At 36.9% G+C, this 14,326-nt stretch carries 20 protein-coding genes; 19 read left to right on the forward strand and 1 reads right to left on the reverse strand.

Annotated elements, in window-relative coordinates:
• Positions 1–6 precede the first annotated feature (6 nt).
• Positions 7–396, forward strand: coding sequence for a RusA family crossover junction endodeoxyribonuclease (locus ACQKN4_RS23685; RefSeq protein ID WP_427485031.1), 390 nt, complete (start codon positions 7–9; stop codon positions 394–396).
• A 274-nt stretch (positions 397–670) separates the two neighbouring features.
• Here the strand turns inward: ACQKN4_RS23685 and ACQKN4_RS23690 are convergent, their stop codons facing one another.
• Positions 671–1,381: a stalk domain-containing protein gene (locus tag ACQKN4_RS23690; RefSeq protein ID WP_427484997.1), complete on the reverse strand. Its 711-nt coding sequence runs from the start codon at positions 1,379–1,381 to the stop codon at positions 671–673.
• A gap of 308 nt (positions 1,382–1,689) precedes the next feature.
• Here ACQKN4_RS23690 and ACQKN4_RS23695 point away from each other — a divergent pair, with 308 nt between their 5' ends.
• From ACQKN4_RS23695 to ACQKN4_RS23780, 18 genes are all read left to right on the forward strand, one after another.
• Positions 1,690–2,103, forward strand: a complete 414-nt coding sequence (locus ACQKN4_RS23695; RefSeq protein WP_427484998.1) for a LuxR C-terminal-related transcriptional regulator — start codon at positions 1,690–1,692, stop codon at positions 2,101–2,103.
• Positions 2,104–2,175: 72 nt separating this feature from the next.
• Complete coding sequence (locus ACQKN4_RS23700; protein WP_427484999.1) at positions 2,176–2,853, forward strand: hypothetical protein; 678 nt, start codon at positions 2,176–2,178, stop codon at positions 2,851–2,853.
• A gap of 624 nt (positions 2,854–3,477) precedes the next feature.
• Positions 3,478–3,696, forward strand: coding sequence for a hypothetical protein (locus tag ACQKN4_RS23705; RefSeq protein WP_427485000.1), 219 nt, complete (start codon positions 3,478–3,480; stop codon positions 3,694–3,696).
• A 155-nt stretch (positions 3,697–3,851) separates the two neighbouring features.
• Entirely contained in the window at positions 3,852–4,349 is a 498-nt protein-coding gene (locus ACQKN4_RS23710) for a hypothetical protein (RefSeq protein WP_427485001.1), read from the forward strand.
• A 109-nt stretch (positions 4,350–4,458) separates the two neighbouring features.
• Positions 4,459–5,256 (forward strand): phage terminase small subunit, encoded by a 798-nt coding sequence (gene terS, locus ACQKN4_RS23715; protein WP_427485002.1) that lies wholly within the window; start codon positions 4,459–4,461, stop codon positions 5,254–5,256.
• Positions 5,256–6,461, forward strand: a complete 1,206-nt coding sequence (locus ACQKN4_RS23720) for a PBSX family phage terminase large subunit (protein WP_427485003.1) — start codon at positions 5,256–5,258, stop codon at positions 6,459–6,461. Before terS ends, ACQKN4_RS23720 begins: the two co-directional genes overlap by 1 nt.
• Before the next feature lie 4 nt (positions 6,462–6,465).
• The gene (locus ACQKN4_RS23725; protein WP_427485004.1) at positions 6,466–7,902 is read left to right on the forward strand and encodes a phage portal protein; all 1,437 of its coding nucleotides are present in this window, start codon (positions 6,466–6,468) and stop codon (positions 7,900–7,902) included.
• Positions 7,838–8,746 carry a phage minor head protein gene (locus ACQKN4_RS23730; RefSeq protein WP_427485005.1) on the forward strand — a complete coding sequence of 303 codons (909 nt, stop codon included), beginning with the start codon at positions 7,838–7,840 and terminating at the stop codon, positions 8,744–8,746. Before ACQKN4_RS23725 ends, ACQKN4_RS23730 begins: the two co-directional genes overlap by 65 nt.
• A 137-nt stretch (positions 8,747–8,883) precedes the next feature.
• Positions 8,884–9,462 carry a DUF4355 domain-containing protein gene (locus ACQKN4_RS23735; RefSeq protein ID WP_427485006.1) on the forward strand — a complete coding sequence of 193 codons (579 nt, stop codon included), beginning with the start codon at positions 8,884–8,886 and terminating at the stop codon, positions 9,460–9,462.
• Positions 9,463–9,528: 66 nt separating this feature from the next.
• On the forward strand, positions 9,529–10,455 hold the full coding sequence (locus ACQKN4_RS23740; RefSeq protein ID WP_427485032.1) for a phage major capsid protein: 927 nt from the start codon (positions 9,529–9,531) through the stop codon (positions 10,453–10,455).
• Between the two features lie 69 nt (positions 10,456–10,524).
• On the forward strand, positions 10,525–10,821 hold the full coding sequence (locus ACQKN4_RS23745) for a hypothetical protein (RefSeq protein ID WP_427485007.1): 297 nt from the start codon (positions 10,525–10,527) through the stop codon (positions 10,819–10,821).
• Complete coding sequence (locus tag ACQKN4_RS23750; RefSeq protein ID WP_427485008.1) at positions 10,814–11,125, forward strand: hypothetical protein; 312 nt, start codon at positions 10,814–10,816, stop codon at positions 11,123–11,125. Before ACQKN4_RS23745 ends, ACQKN4_RS23750 begins: the two co-directional genes overlap by 8 nt.
• A 3-nt stretch (positions 11,126–11,128) precedes the next feature.
• Positions 11,129–11,638: a hypothetical protein gene (locus ACQKN4_RS23755; RefSeq protein WP_427485009.1), complete on the forward strand. Its 510-nt coding sequence runs from the start codon at positions 11,129–11,131 to the stop codon at positions 11,636–11,638.
• 44 nt (positions 11,639–11,682) lie between these two features.
• Positions 11,683–11,982, forward strand: a complete 300-nt coding sequence (locus ACQKN4_RS23760; protein ID WP_427485010.1) for a hypothetical protein — start codon at positions 11,683–11,685, stop codon at positions 11,980–11,982.
• Positions 11,975–12,454: a phage neck terminator protein gene (locus tag ACQKN4_RS23765; RefSeq protein ID WP_427485011.1), complete on the forward strand. Its 480-nt coding sequence runs from the start codon at positions 11,975–11,977 to the stop codon at positions 12,452–12,454. The genes ACQKN4_RS23760 and ACQKN4_RS23765 overlap by 8 nt, the downstream gene beginning before the upstream one ends.
• Positions 12,454–13,473: a DUF3383 family protein gene (locus ACQKN4_RS23770; protein ID WP_427485012.1), complete on the forward strand. Its 1,020-nt coding sequence runs from the start codon at positions 12,454–12,456 to the stop codon at positions 13,471–13,473. The genes ACQKN4_RS23765 and ACQKN4_RS23770 overlap by 1 nt, the downstream gene beginning before the upstream one ends.
• Before the next feature lie 11 nt (positions 13,474–13,484).
• Complete coding sequence (locus tag ACQKN4_RS23775; RefSeq protein ID WP_427485013.1) at positions 13,485–13,889, forward strand: phage structural protein; 405 nt, start codon at positions 13,485–13,487, stop codon at positions 13,887–13,889.
• A 43-nt stretch (positions 13,890–13,932) separates the two neighbouring features.
• Positions 13,933–14,259, forward strand: coding sequence for a hypothetical protein (locus ACQKN4_RS23780; protein ID WP_427485014.1), 327 nt, complete (start codon positions 13,933–13,935; stop codon positions 14,257–14,259).
• Positions 14,260–14,326 lie beyond the last annotated feature (67 nt).

Consider the following 14,326-nt stretch of genomic DNA (forward strand, 5'->3'; position numbering starts at 1 on the left):
GGGGTCATTCAACCACAAGAACGACCTCGATTTAGTAGACGTGGCAAGAATGTTGTTACACACGATGCGCCAAAGAGTAAAGACTTCAAAGACTTTGTGAAGCTCGTAGCATGGCAAAATAAGCCGTCAGAATTGATTGCAGGACCGATTAAGTTACAGGCTGACATTTATCTCATGCCACCGAAGAAATACCATACAGGACCCAAAAGAGCGCTGATAGCTAGTGGTGAATTACGACCGACTACGAAACCTGATGCGGATAACTTGATTAAGGGCATCAAGGATGGTTGCAACAAAATCATTTGGCATGATGACTCTCAGATTGTTGATATGACCGTGAGGAAGTTTTATTCAGAGCAACCTAGAGCAGAGGTGATGATTGAATGGGGTGCTTAACAGTACACAAGGAAGTTAAAAGACGTAGAGCAAGACTAATCAATCAACAGGACCACATAGCTTTTCTCGAGTGCAAAGGATGTCCAAAACGTAAAGCTTATGATCCAACCAAGAAGTGCAGAAGATGCAAAACTTATAGGCAGCTACGGAGCATTGGGAAAGAGCTTGAGCAGATTAGTAATATGCGTAGGTGGAAGTAAGTAGATTTTTGAGGGATAGACGAAAAAAGAGTTGAGGAATTAGAGGGAGGATTTTTCTCCTCCCTTAATTTTTATTACTTGTAAAATCTTGCGTCAAATAGACCAACCTCTGAATAAACTCCTCCTGATTGGCTACTTAATTTAAAGCCTATTTTATTTACACCTTTGAGTTTGAATTCTATTTCCTGTGGCATATCACCTGCAGAAACAGTATAGGTTTCAATTAACTTTTCATCAAGAAAAACTTCCAATGTTAATGGTTTAGGTATATCTTTTCCATATTCAGTCAATCCTAAAACAGATTTGAACGTGCTATATTGACCGTTCAAAGGAAATTCAAGTAAAGACCATACTCCACTACCAAAAATGTTTTTAATCGTGATGTAATTACTATATTTATTCCCTATATTATCTGAAATAGTATCTTTATTACTAGAATATTTATATGAATTATCAAATGAACTTTTTTGGAAATTCATATATTCTAGATCTCTTCCAGGATAAAAAGCAGATTTGTCATTTGTTTTTCCAATATTAATTGTTTGATTAGCGCTATCCCATTCCACTGGAGATCCAAGTTGCTCACTAATGAAGCGTAAAGGGACATAAGTAGTTCCATTGTATGTAAAAGGTTTCTCTTCTGGCATCTTAGAAACTTGGTCAATTTTTATATTTTTAATATTATAGAACACTTCTAGTGTCTTACTATTGGTGCTTGCGTAAACACCCGCACTTCCTAATAGAAGCGCACCTGCTACTGAAAATCCGATTAATTTTTTTTTCATAAATTTTATTCCTCCATAAATCTAATTGAATGAGACAAATTACTCAATTATAATGATTCTTTATTCACTATTATTTAACAAGATTTAAGAACCTTTTTGCTCATATAATTATGTTTATCGGACAATTTTCGCAAGTTTTAATATTTTTATGTATTTACTTTACTTATAAATTAGTTTTATTAAATCAAATGAACCATTAAAGAAAATGAAAAAGCCGTAGCGTCGTCACACGCTACAGCTCGAATTGGTTTATGCCCTTTTAGGTTAGTCAGATAAGTCATTATAACACAACCTAGGAGGGCAAACCTATGTTAAAAGAAAGAACACTAACGATTACACCAGATGCATTAGATTCAATGATTACAGACTACCACTGGATGGTTAACGCCATCAAAGAAATGCGAGCAGAAATGGTTATAGGGGCAAAAACGGCACAGTATGGTATCGAGGCTACACTACCAAAAGCAGCGGGTGGTGTAGGTGATCCAATTATGCAGGAGGCTATTAGACGTTCGAAAAACATCAAGCGTGTTGCAGAGTACGAGAAAAAGCTGTTAGAAGTTCAGTTTCTTGTGGATTTAGTTACTGGAGACAGAGAAATGCAAGTACTTAACTGGATGCTTGACGGCAAATCTAAAAGATGGATAGCGACTAATATGGGATTAAGTCATACACATATTCAGAACATCAAGGACAGTATTGTAAAACAAATGGTTAATTAAAGTCTCTCGTAAGAGAGGCTTTTTGTTTTATAATAAAATAGAAAATACATTAATTTTGGGAAGAGTGGATATATGAGTAAAAAACTTGATTATATTTTTGTTGCATTATTGGCGACATTTGTAATTAGCTTTACAGTCTTTACGGTACAATTTTTATTTAGGGATATTCAAAATGTTGATAACTTAACTAGTGGTATTTTAAGTTTTTTGGGTGGCTCAGCGGGTGCATTCGGTGCTTACTTAGTAGCGCGATATCAAATGAATAAAGAGAAAGAAAATGAAAAGTTAAATAAACTAGCTAAAGAATTAACGGTATATGCAGCATTAGAATATGAATTTGAAAGGGTAGTTGAATTTTTAGAAAATGAAAACCAACTAGTTATGATTATGGAATATCCTAAAAATAAAAAGAAATTTTACCAAGTCAGTATGGATATATGGGACAAAAAATGGGAAGTTAGTAATACCGATATACTAAGAGATATCATATTTTTTCAAAACAAATTAAAACGTATTCGTAAATCATACGAAACTAATATTGATTCGTTAGAAGAGAAGAAGCATATTGCTATTATTAATAAAACAAATGTTTCGAATATCAATAGAGAGTTACATAAAGCAACACTCGAAAGAAAAATAATTTGGAAAATGATACCTGAGGATTATGAAAAAGCAAAAGAAATTTTATCATCTATAAAAAAACAAAGAATTTCAATACAAAAAATAATAAATAAAGAAATGGCGCCCTAATACAATCTGTGTAAGTGATATTTAAGCTTTTACACTTTCCAAAGTTGCCAAAGTTGCCATACTTTCAACATTAGGAGAGACAAAACTAATAATGTAAACTTGGAGGCAGGACGGTGCGGCAATGTTTTCCCCCCTTGGTATTTATAAATAACTAAATATTAGGGAAAGACAGACCGACGACCGACCTGCGCCTCATAAACTTGTTCGAGGCATGACATACACGGCCGGCCCATATTTTTTAAGAGATTAGGTATCTTAATTAATATAAAAGGCTAAAAATTGCTGAAGGAGTGGTTTTTATGTGAACTTCGTCCACTTTCCTTTTAGTCAAACTTACTGAGCAACAAGTGCACGGAAATGCACTATAAACAAAAACACAATTCGCTTTACAAATATAACGTGGTGTAGCTCTACCACAGTTCTAAAAGTGAGCTAACTCGACAATTACCACAATAGTAAAGCTTTCATCTTAGGATGGAGGCTTTTTCTTTCGCTTTGAAAACTGCATCAAACAGCCAAAACACTTTGAGATGAGAGGGCGGAGTTTGGTGTGGTTTTCTGAGCAAAAAGTTATGACATATATTTCATCTTCTGGTTTATGATTGAACGGCAGGAGGTGATTTTATGTTAAACCAAAAGGGACATATCAGGGCTTTCAAAGATCCGAGCAAAGAAAAATCTTTTCCATCTGAATTTAAGGCAACTATCATCTTCGCGGATGATGAAATTTACGAGGATTCCATTGCTGCCTATACGTTTGAAGATGCATTCGAAAGTCTTATTTGGAGGTTTGCCAGGGAAAAACGTACCGCAAAAAACATTTCACTAGAATTCTTTAGATAACAAACATCCTCCGGGATGTTTTTATTTTTCTTTGAAAAGTGAGTATCGAGCAGTTCCTCCCCTTGACTGCTAGTGCGACGGTACTTACTTTTGAGAGCAAAAAGTTATTACATATATTTCATCCGCTGCGTTATTATTGGGTGGGAGGTGATGAAATGGATTGGCAATCTATAGTAGCAAACGGTGGTTTTGTGGTTTTAGGTGCGATTATCGGTGGTGCTGGATCTTACTTTGGTACTAGAAGTGGGATAAAACTACAGTTTAATAACGAGGAAACAAGAAGAAATAACTTAATAGATAATGTATTAAAAACACTCTTAAATGATGAAATCAAATATAATATATCCGAAAAAGTTATGAATAGTATATTGGTAGGCCATGTTAGAAACAGATCAAATGGTAATACTGTAGATCAGTATAGTTTTTATTCTAGTAAATGTAGGACAACGCAATTTGATAAAGTGGAAAATCTTTTATTGAGCAATCTAAATGGAGATACCAAAAAAGTAATGGATTTTTATAGATTTATAAAATTTTATGATGTAACTAGTGGAAGAGAAATTAATGATTATCCAATGGATGCTTCAAAAGAATTTATTGTTGCATACGATTACTTTGTTGAAAAGTTCAATATTGATAACAATGAAAAATAATATCCTTTTTTAGACGTCTTTTACAGACGTCTTTTATTTATTTAGTAGCAACTAGCATAATGGGGTGATTACAAAACAAACAAATGGTGGAGGTGGTGGTGTATGAGATATGGCTAGACCAAGAAATCCGAAACGTGATGAAGCGTTTCAAATGTGGTTTGAAAGCAAAGGGCAAATGCTCTTAAAGGATATTGCTGAGCAATTAGAATTATCTGATTCGCAAATTCGAAAGTGGAAGAACCAAGATAAATGGGATGACAATTTGAAAGGTAACGTTACTAAATCAAATGGTAACGTTACTAAACGTAGTAGAGGAGCACAAGTTGGCAACAACAACGCAAAAGGCCATGGTGCACCTAAGCAAAACCAAAATGCAGTTACTCACGGTTTCTTTCAAAAGTTCTTACCAGAGGAAACACTAGAAATCATGGAAGCGATGAACGAACGTTCTCCGGCTGATTTAATATGGGACCAAATACAGATTCAGTATGCTGCTATTATTCGAGCTCAACGAATCATGCATGTTGAATCGAAAGAGGAAATGATTAAGGAAATTAAAAAAGAGAAGTATGGTTATTCCGAAGTTGAGACAACCGATGAAGATGGTAAGACTTCATCAAAATACGAGCGTACATTGGACGAAGTAGAATACAACTTCCAATTCGCATGGGAACGACAAGCGCAACTACTCACTGCTCAATCGAGAGCAATCGGGGAGTTGCGTTCTTCTATTCGTCAGTTTGTTGAGATGGCTGATTCAGATGACGAGCGTAGGCTTAAACTTAAGCAGATGCAGTTGAATATTGATAAGACGAAAGCAGAAATCAGCAAGATGGAACAAGGTGATACAAACGCTCAAGAAAGCGAAATCGCTAAGATGTTACGTAAAATGGCTGGTGATGAATAATGGCAGAGCTTACACCAAAACAAAAAGAAGTCATGGATTCATTTATCAACGAAAAGCCTAAAATACTTCTCGCCAGTGGAGCAAAACGTGCAGGAAAAACATTCGTGTTTATTCTGCTTTTTTTAATGCACATCGCTAAATACGAGGGTCAAGGGCTCTCTTTTATTATGGGTGGAGCTACCCAAGCGAGTATAAGACGTAACATTTTAAACGATATGGAAGTTATTCTTGGCAAAGAGTTGAAGCTCAACAAATCGAATGCCGTTATTGTTTTTGGTAACAAAATATATTGTTTCGATGGTGCGAATGCAGATGCATGGAAAAAAGCACGTGGTTTCACTGCTGCTGGAGCACTTCTTAACGAGGGTACAGCACTTCATGATTCATTCGTTAAAGAAGTTATCTCGCGTTGCTCATATAAAGGCGCAAGGGTGCTAATAGATACTAACCCTGAGAACCCTGCGCATAGCGTTAAAACAGATTATATCGATAAAGACGGCCAAATGTTAGATAACGGTCGTTTGAATATCAGAGCATTCCATTTCACATTGTTCGATAACATCTTTCTTGATCCAGAGTATGTTGAGTCAATTATTGCCTCGACTCCTACAGGTATGTTTACTGATCGTGACATTCATGGTCAATGGGTAGCTGCTGAAGGTGTAATTTATAAAGACTTCAACAAAGATGTGCATTACATTTCGAGAAAGCAATTTGAATCGGTAAACATCACGAAGTACTTTGCTGGTGTTGACTGGGGATATGATCACCATGGTTCTATTGTGGTGTTAGGCATCGATGATAAAAGTAATCTGTATTTGATTGAGGAACACGCAAAGCAACACGAAGAGATTGATTACTGGGTAAAGGTAGCTAAAGGCATTAAAGAGCGTTACGGCAATATAAACTTTTATTGCGATAGCGCACGACCTGAACACGTTATTCGTTTTAGAAGAGAAAAAATACGTGCTATTAACGCTGATAAAAAGGTTGTAGCTGGCATCGAAGAAGTCGCTAGGTTATTTAAACAAAATAAATTATTTGTAATTCGTGAAAATGTGAATCGTTTCGATAAAGAGATTTACCTGTATGTATGGAACGATACAACTGGCGAACCAGTGAAGCTTTGGGATGATGTACTCGATGCTTTAAGATACGCTATATACACAGAATTGAAACCACAACATCGAAAAGGTAAGGGGTGATTAAGTGAACACTTATAAGTATTTAAAACTGTTTAAAGCGCAAAAAGCTGACCCACAACTTATTGCAAAAGCGATTGAGGAGCATAAAGATGATAGAGAGAAACGATTATCATTTTACGAGCGTTATAAAGCATCTGTTGAAGGTGTACCAATCTTAAAACGTGAGGCTGTCGATTATGAAGACTTTGAAACAGGAGCTGTAAAGCGTATTGATAACAAGGTCAACAACCGTTTAAACAATGCTTTAGACGCTGAAATAGTGGATACTAAAGTAGGTTATATGTTTGGTCACCCTATCGGCTACGAAATCGAAGAGAAGTCTAGAGATAGCTTAATCAAAATGAAAGATGAAATGAATGATTTCCGTTTGAGAAACAACGTCGAGGATAAAGACAGTGAGTGGGGTAAAAAGGCTGCTATTTGTGGCTATAGCGCTCGCATGGCTTATATTGATAAAGAAGGCGAAGTACGAATAGTTAATATTGATCCTTGGGAAACGATAATCATTTCATCAACTGATTACACAGAACCTGAATATGCAATTCGTTATTTTAATATTGATGATGATAAACAGCGCGTCGAGTTTTACGATAGCGCTTATTTTTATGCTTTCGAAACAGGAGCAAATGGTCTTGAACAGGTTGAGAAGCAACTTCATACATTTGATCACGGCCCTTTATGGGGACTTCCTAACAATGAGGAACTAATGGGTGATGCTGAAAAAGTCTACTCACTTATCGATGCATACGACAGGACTTTCTCAGATGCATCCAATGAGATCGAACAGTATCGACTGGCTTATCTGATTCTAAAAGGAGTTGTTGCTGATGAAGAATCAATTAGTGAAATTAAAAAGTCCGGTTTATTCGAATTGCTCGGTGAGCATGACGACGTTCGTTATCTTACTAAGGATATTAACGACACTATGATTGAGAATCATTTAAATCGATTAGAACAAAACATTTTGAGGTTAGCTAAGTCAGTTAATTTCGGTGATGAATCATTTGCCGGTAATGCAAGTGGAGTAGCTATGAAGTACAAGCTTATGTCACTTGAAAATAAATGCGTGACGATGGAGCGCAAAATGACTGCTGCTTTACGTTATCAATTCAAGGTTATCTGTAGTGCTTGGGCCAAGAAAGGAATCTGTTCTAAAGATGATTACTTAAAACTATGGTTCAGCTTCCGCCGTAATGTACCAGCTAACCTATTGGAAGAAGCTCAAACGGCCACTACTCTTATGGCTATCACTTCGCAAAAAACAGCGCTGTCTACATTATCTGTAGTTGATGATGTTGATTACGAAATGGAGCAAAGAGAAATAGAGCGTGATGGCATTGAGCCATTATTCAAAGACAATGAGGGCGGTGATAGTAATGGACCTCGAGAAGTACAGCGAGAAACTGGAACAGTGGGCGGACAAGAGACTCAAGAAGATTGAGGGCTCTATCCGCCTTTATTATCGCCATTTAGTAAACGTAGCACTCGGAGAACTTGGTAAGGTTTATGCTGATTATGAAGAAGATGGTGTTCTCACCTATGAAAGTATGATTAAGTACGACAGGTTAAAGAAATTCATCGACTCTCTTAATGAACATGTTGATACTATGTCGATTGAAACAATCAATAGTATTACCAACCATTTAGCTGAATCTTATGTATATTCATATCAATGGATGGGTTGGGCCATTGAAAACGAGGCTGAAAAGAACTTACAGTACACTTCACTTAAAGCTGAACAGATAAGCGCCGCATTAGACAATCCTGTGAAAGGATTAACGCTATCAGAGACGCTAGAAAAGAATCGTAGTGACATAATCTATAAGATTCAACAGGACGTTACACAGAGCCTTGTGAGAGGTTCTACGTACAAGGACATGGCTTCATCACTTAAAGAAACATTTGAAGGTGATTATGCTAAGGCTGTTCGAGTAGCTAGGACAGAAACTCATCGAGTGCGTGAACAAGGTTCTTTAGATAGCGCGAAAAGAGCTAATGAAAAAGGCGTCATCATGTTAAAGAAGTGGAGAAACATGAGAGATAGTAGAGTTCGTAAGAGTTCTAAAGCCAATCATATAAAGATGAATGGAAAGCAAATACCTGTTGATGACATGTTTGACTTAGGCAGGGGAGAGAAAGGCACAGCACCTGGTAACACAGGCTATGCACATCATGACATTAATTGTCGGTGTATCCTTGTTTACGAGATTGAAGATGTAGTAGGAAGAACTAATGACGATCTTGCTAAACAGACATTCGAGGACTTTAAGAAAGCAATGGCATGATGATTTATGAAGAAAAAACTAAGTCGTAGTGATACGGCTTTTTATTATGCTCAAAAGCCTAAACAGAGCGTAAAAGCGAATAAGGCAAAATACTATTGTGTTCCACGGGCATGGCGTGTGGAGGACTGGAGGATGCTATGAAAATTAATTTAGATAAATTGAAAGAGTTAGTGGAATCTGGTGACGTATCGGCTATCGAAAAGCACGTTTTAGAGGAGTCACTAGAAAAAGGCGATTTGTCGTTGGCAGTGAAAGCTAATAAAGATATTAAAAGTGAGTTTGAATCAGAACGTGACAAGTACCATTCAAAGGCTCTTGAAACATGGAAGTCGAATAATTTAGAAACGTTGATTGATGAAGAAGTAAATAAACGAAATCCAGAAAAAACACCTGAACAAATCGAAATTGAAAAGCTTCGCAAAGAAATTGAAGATGAACGAAAAGGTCGCGAACGAGAGACGCTCAAAACAAAAGCGATTGAGTACGCAACAGAACAAGGATTACCGACTAAGTTTATCGAACGCTTTTTAGCTGAAGATGAAGAAAGTACGAAAGTGACGTTAGGCGAATATAAAGCTGAGTTAGATGCATTTGTCCAAACTCAAGTGGATTCTAAATTCAAAGATTTAGGTCGCGACATTGATAAACCTGGCGAAGGTGGTTCTACAGTAACAAACTTATCGGAATTAGCTAGTGCTGCTAATATCCGAAAATAAACAAGAAGGAGTACAACACACATGAAAAAACAAAACGGTATTTTACCATATAGCTTTACACCATTAATGGATTTAAACATTCAATTGTTTGCTACACCAAATAACATCTTATTACAAGACGCAAAGACAGGATCTATTCCTACCGAATCAGGAACATTGGTGTTGAAAGAATTTATGGCTAATTCAGCTGTTGCTCAATTAGCTAAGTATGAGGAAATGACAAAGCCAAAGAAAGAATTCACTTATTTAGCTGAAGGTCCTGGTGCTTACTGGGTAGGAGAGACAGAACGAATTCAAACTTCCAAAGCAACTTGGTTAAAAGCCGTAATGGAAGCCAAAAAGTTAGCTGTCATCATTCCTGTTTCAAAGGAATTTTTAAAATTCACAGTAACGGATTTCTTTACTCAAATGCAACCAGCCATTGCTGAAGCATTTTACAAAAAGTTTGACCAGGCTGCATTATTCGGTGCAGGTTCACCTTATGCATCTGGTGTATCGGTTTTCGAACGTATTACAGCAAGTGGTCAATCTGTTGAATACGGTACAGGAGCTAACTTATATTTCGACTTAAACGATGTTGCTGGTCTTTTAGAAGATGCAGACCATGATGTTAATGGCTTTACAACTACAAAATCATTCCGTAAAGACTTGCGTGCTGCTAAAGATGAGAACAATAATCCTATCTTCAATGATGCAACGGGCGGTACACCATCACAGGTGTTAGGGCAACCAATTGGTTATGTCTCGAAAGCTTCTTTTGATAAAACAAAGGCATTAATGCTAGCTGGTGATTGGGATATGGCTCGTTATGGTATTTTGCAAGGAATCGAATATAAAGTTTCGGAAGAAGCGACTTTATCAACGATTGTTGATGCAGATGGTAAACCTATCAATCTTTACGAGCAAGATATGTTCGCTCTACGTGCGACAATGCATATTGGCTTTATGACATTAAAAGAAGATGCTTTTACTGCTTTAGTACCTAAAAAGTAGTTGGCTGTTAATTTCAAAAGAGTGGGTCAAAACCTACTCTTTTTAACTTTGTTAAAAGGAGGGAGCTTTATGCCACAATACACAAAAGGCAATCATGTTATCAATGCGACAGTGAAAGCGTACGAAGTTCTTTATGCAGCGCGAGGATATATTCCATGCGAAGAATTAGAAGACCTCGAACTTTATGGTTTAAGTTACGAAGAGTTAGACGCATTACCTAATGAAACATTAAAGAAATTCTTAGACCAAGAAAAAATCGAATATAAATCACGTGCAACAAAAAAAGAGTTAATTGCGCTGGTTTTAGGAGATGAGGGCATCGTGAATGGAACTGACGGAATTGAAGACACTCATTCAAATGACTGAAAGTGATACATCAAATGATGCATATTTACAGTTAAAACTAGAAGAAGGTATTGAATGGGTTCAAGGTGTGTGTAATCAATCGTTTATAGTAAATGGAGCTCTTAAACTACCATCAGTAGCAAAGGGCGTTGTAGCTCAGTATGTGGCATTTGAATTGCAAGGTAATACAGGTATTAAAAGTGAATCGATCGCAGGAATGTCTCAAGCCTTCGATAGCGCTGAAGAACGCAATAATACATTAATAAAAAAACTGGGTTCTGCAGGACTACGAAAATTACGTTTCAGATCACTTGGAGGGTATTGATGAATGTCTAATCTTAGAATTAATATTCGTGATAAAAATCGAATACCAGAAATCCGAAAAGAGCTCAGTAAAGCTCGTGGTAAAAAGGCTAAAGTAGGTTATGTAAAAGATAGTGAATTAGCTATGATAGCCGCAGTACATGAGTACGGAGCAAAAATTAAAGTGACTGACAAGATGCGTGGTTACTTAGCTTCACAAGGTTTACACCTCAAAGCTGATACCACTCACATCGTTATTCCAGAGCGCTCATTCATGCGAACTGGTGCCGATTTATATGGAAAAGACGTACAAAAGAAGGCTGAGCAGTTAATTGATAAAGTAATAGCTGGTAACTTGTCAGTTGAGACATTCTTCGAGCAATTAGCTAATGAGCTAAAAGGCAAAATTCAAGAACATGCAATTGATCTAAACAATCCAGTCAACCATCCGTTTACCGTTGAACAAAAAGGTTCAAACAATCCTCTTATTGATGACGGTGGACTTATTGGGAAAATGGAGGTTGATATTAATTGAGCATATATAACTTTACTCGTTTGATAAAAAAGTACAGTACTAACGTGACATTCATTCTGGGAAGTACAGAAGGTTATTGGAATGATGATGGTGAACTTGTTAGTGGTGAACCTGTAACAGAGGATAGATATTGCGCTGTTATTCCGTTTGATGTGAATACCATTGCTCAACTAGGTGGCGTTGTAACTCAATCTGACAGGCAAGTATATTCACTGACACCTTTCAAACACGATGATAAATTCGAGCACCAAGGTATGAAGTACAAAATTGATACAAGCATTGATTTCACACCATTTGGTGACTTTTATCGCTATGTAGCTAAAGGGGTGAGTTCGTTTGATTAAATTAAACGATATACGTCAACCGATCATTAAAGGTTTGAAAGGCTATACAGGAGCAATAGCGATAACGGCAGAGACTACAGCAAAACAGCCTGATTACCCGTTTATCGCTCTTAAATTTACCACTCCCGGGCAAAGCGTGGGGCAAGTTGCTGAAACAGTTGAGGGTGACAATACAGGCGTTATAGAACAAGACCTTGAATTGGTTGTCTCTATTACTTGTCACGCAAAAGATATAGCAGAGGCCCATGATCTAGCGCAAATTGCTCGGGCTTATTTTTTAGGTAAAGGAAATATAGATTTATCAGATGTAAACATCACAGTCGTTGAAGCGTTAGCTATAACGAATCGTGATGTTTTTTTAAATATCGAATACGAACGTAGATATGGATTTGATGTCCGTTTGCGGGTTCGAGGACGAGAGACGTTTGAAATTGAAGTTATTGAAAACATTGAAATTAAGGAGGTAATCTGATGCCATTACAAGACGTTACAGTCACGATTGACATTAGTAAACCATCAGCACTAACAGGTTTAGGCACTCCACTTATTCTAGCTAAAAAAGATGGAGCGAGTTTTTATAAGGAATTCGATGATTTAGATGATATTAAAGCTACGTTTGGAGAGGATGCGGATAGTTACAAGTTAGCTAAACAAATCTTTAATCAGGGTGATAGCAGACCAGACAAAATTGCTATAGCAACTTATACCCTAACTCCTGAAGCACCTCAAAAACAAATTAAAGCAGTATCAGTATTAGAAAACTATTATTACAATGATTGGTATTTCGTGCTGTTAGATACAGGATCAGCTATAGATTACAAAGAAATTAGTGATTTGGTTGAAGAAAAAGAGTTAAAAGTTGCTGCTCATATTGTTGATAATAGTACAGATTTAGAATTATTAAAGGAAGGTATGTATGACCGTACTTTTGTGATTCAACACCATAAAATAAAGGAATTTCTTCATGCTGCTTTAATTGGACAGGTTGGTTCGAAACCGGTTGGGTCACTTACTTGGAAGTTTAAAAACTTAAAGTTTGCAACACCTCAAGAACTTACTCCAGTGCAACTAGACGAGATTCATAAAAATGGTGGTATTGCTTACGTTACAAAAGCTGGTATTGACCAAACATCCGAAGGCAAAGTAATTAGTGGAGAATACATTGATGTAATACACGGTAAGGATTGGGTAAAGATCAACATCGAAAAGAGAATACAGCATTTATTCGCTACTAATCCTAAAATTGCTTATTCTGACAACGGTATTGCGCAATTAGAAGATGCAGTAAGGACTGTGCTTGAAGAAGCAGGTCAAAACGGTATTATCGCCCAAGATGATGCAGGCCAGTTTTTATATACAATCATAGCGAAAAGACGAAATGAAGTTTCAGCTACCGATCGTGCAGCACGTAAATATAACGGCTTAACATTTAGTTTTGAATTAGAAGGCGCTATCCACGAAGCAAAAATTAACGGGGCAATCTTAGCATAGGAGGGATTTAAATGGGTGGACATATCGGCACATATGATGCACGAAAGGTTACAACAACTGCAAACGGAAGTTATTTAACTGGTTATGCAGATGGCACGATGGTTAAATGTTCGAAGGATAATGATAACTTTGAAGCTAGTTCATCAGCTCAAGGCGATGCGGTAGTATCAATTAACGGTGATTCACTAGGAACTATTGAAATCACATTGAATCAAACATCACCATCTATTACGACATTAAATAAACTTGCAAATGATCGTACAATGTTTCCTATATGGGTGAACAGTAACAATGAAATCAAAGAGGTTGTGGGTGGCACTAAGGCAATGGTTACAAAAGTTCCTGACATTGAGCATGGTAAATCCGTAAATAACCGTGTATACACAATCAAAGTATTTGACTACACAGTTAAATAAAACGAAAGGAGAGTGGGCCATGTGCTCACTCTTTTAATTTGCAATGAAAAAACGACACATTACAAATAATTTAAAACGAAAAGAAATGGAGCGAAAAGCAATGGCTAAAAAAGGCGAAAAAATGGAGTTTGAAACTCAAAAAGGGCAAAAGTATGTATTTCAACATCCTGGATTACGTGAAACATTCCGAATGCGTGATCGCGCAAAAACTGAAACAGGATCATCGTCCGAACTACTTTACAACGAATTCATGGAACATGTTGTTTTTACTGCTGAAGGTGGTCGTGTAAGTTGGGATCATTTTGAGGAGAACGGAGGGCTTTCTGAAGTTATGAAGGCGGCTGCTAAGTTTCTCTTTCAAGACGTGTAAACCATACGAAACCTATAAGCGACAAGTTGAAGAAAATTGGTTTTTCTGGCGCCCCGTTATGGAGCGC

Source organism: Lysinibacillus sp. NPDC093692 (assembly GCF_050280125.1).
Lineage (GTDB): Bacteria > Bacillota > Bacilli > Bacillales_A > Planococcaceae > Lysinibacillus.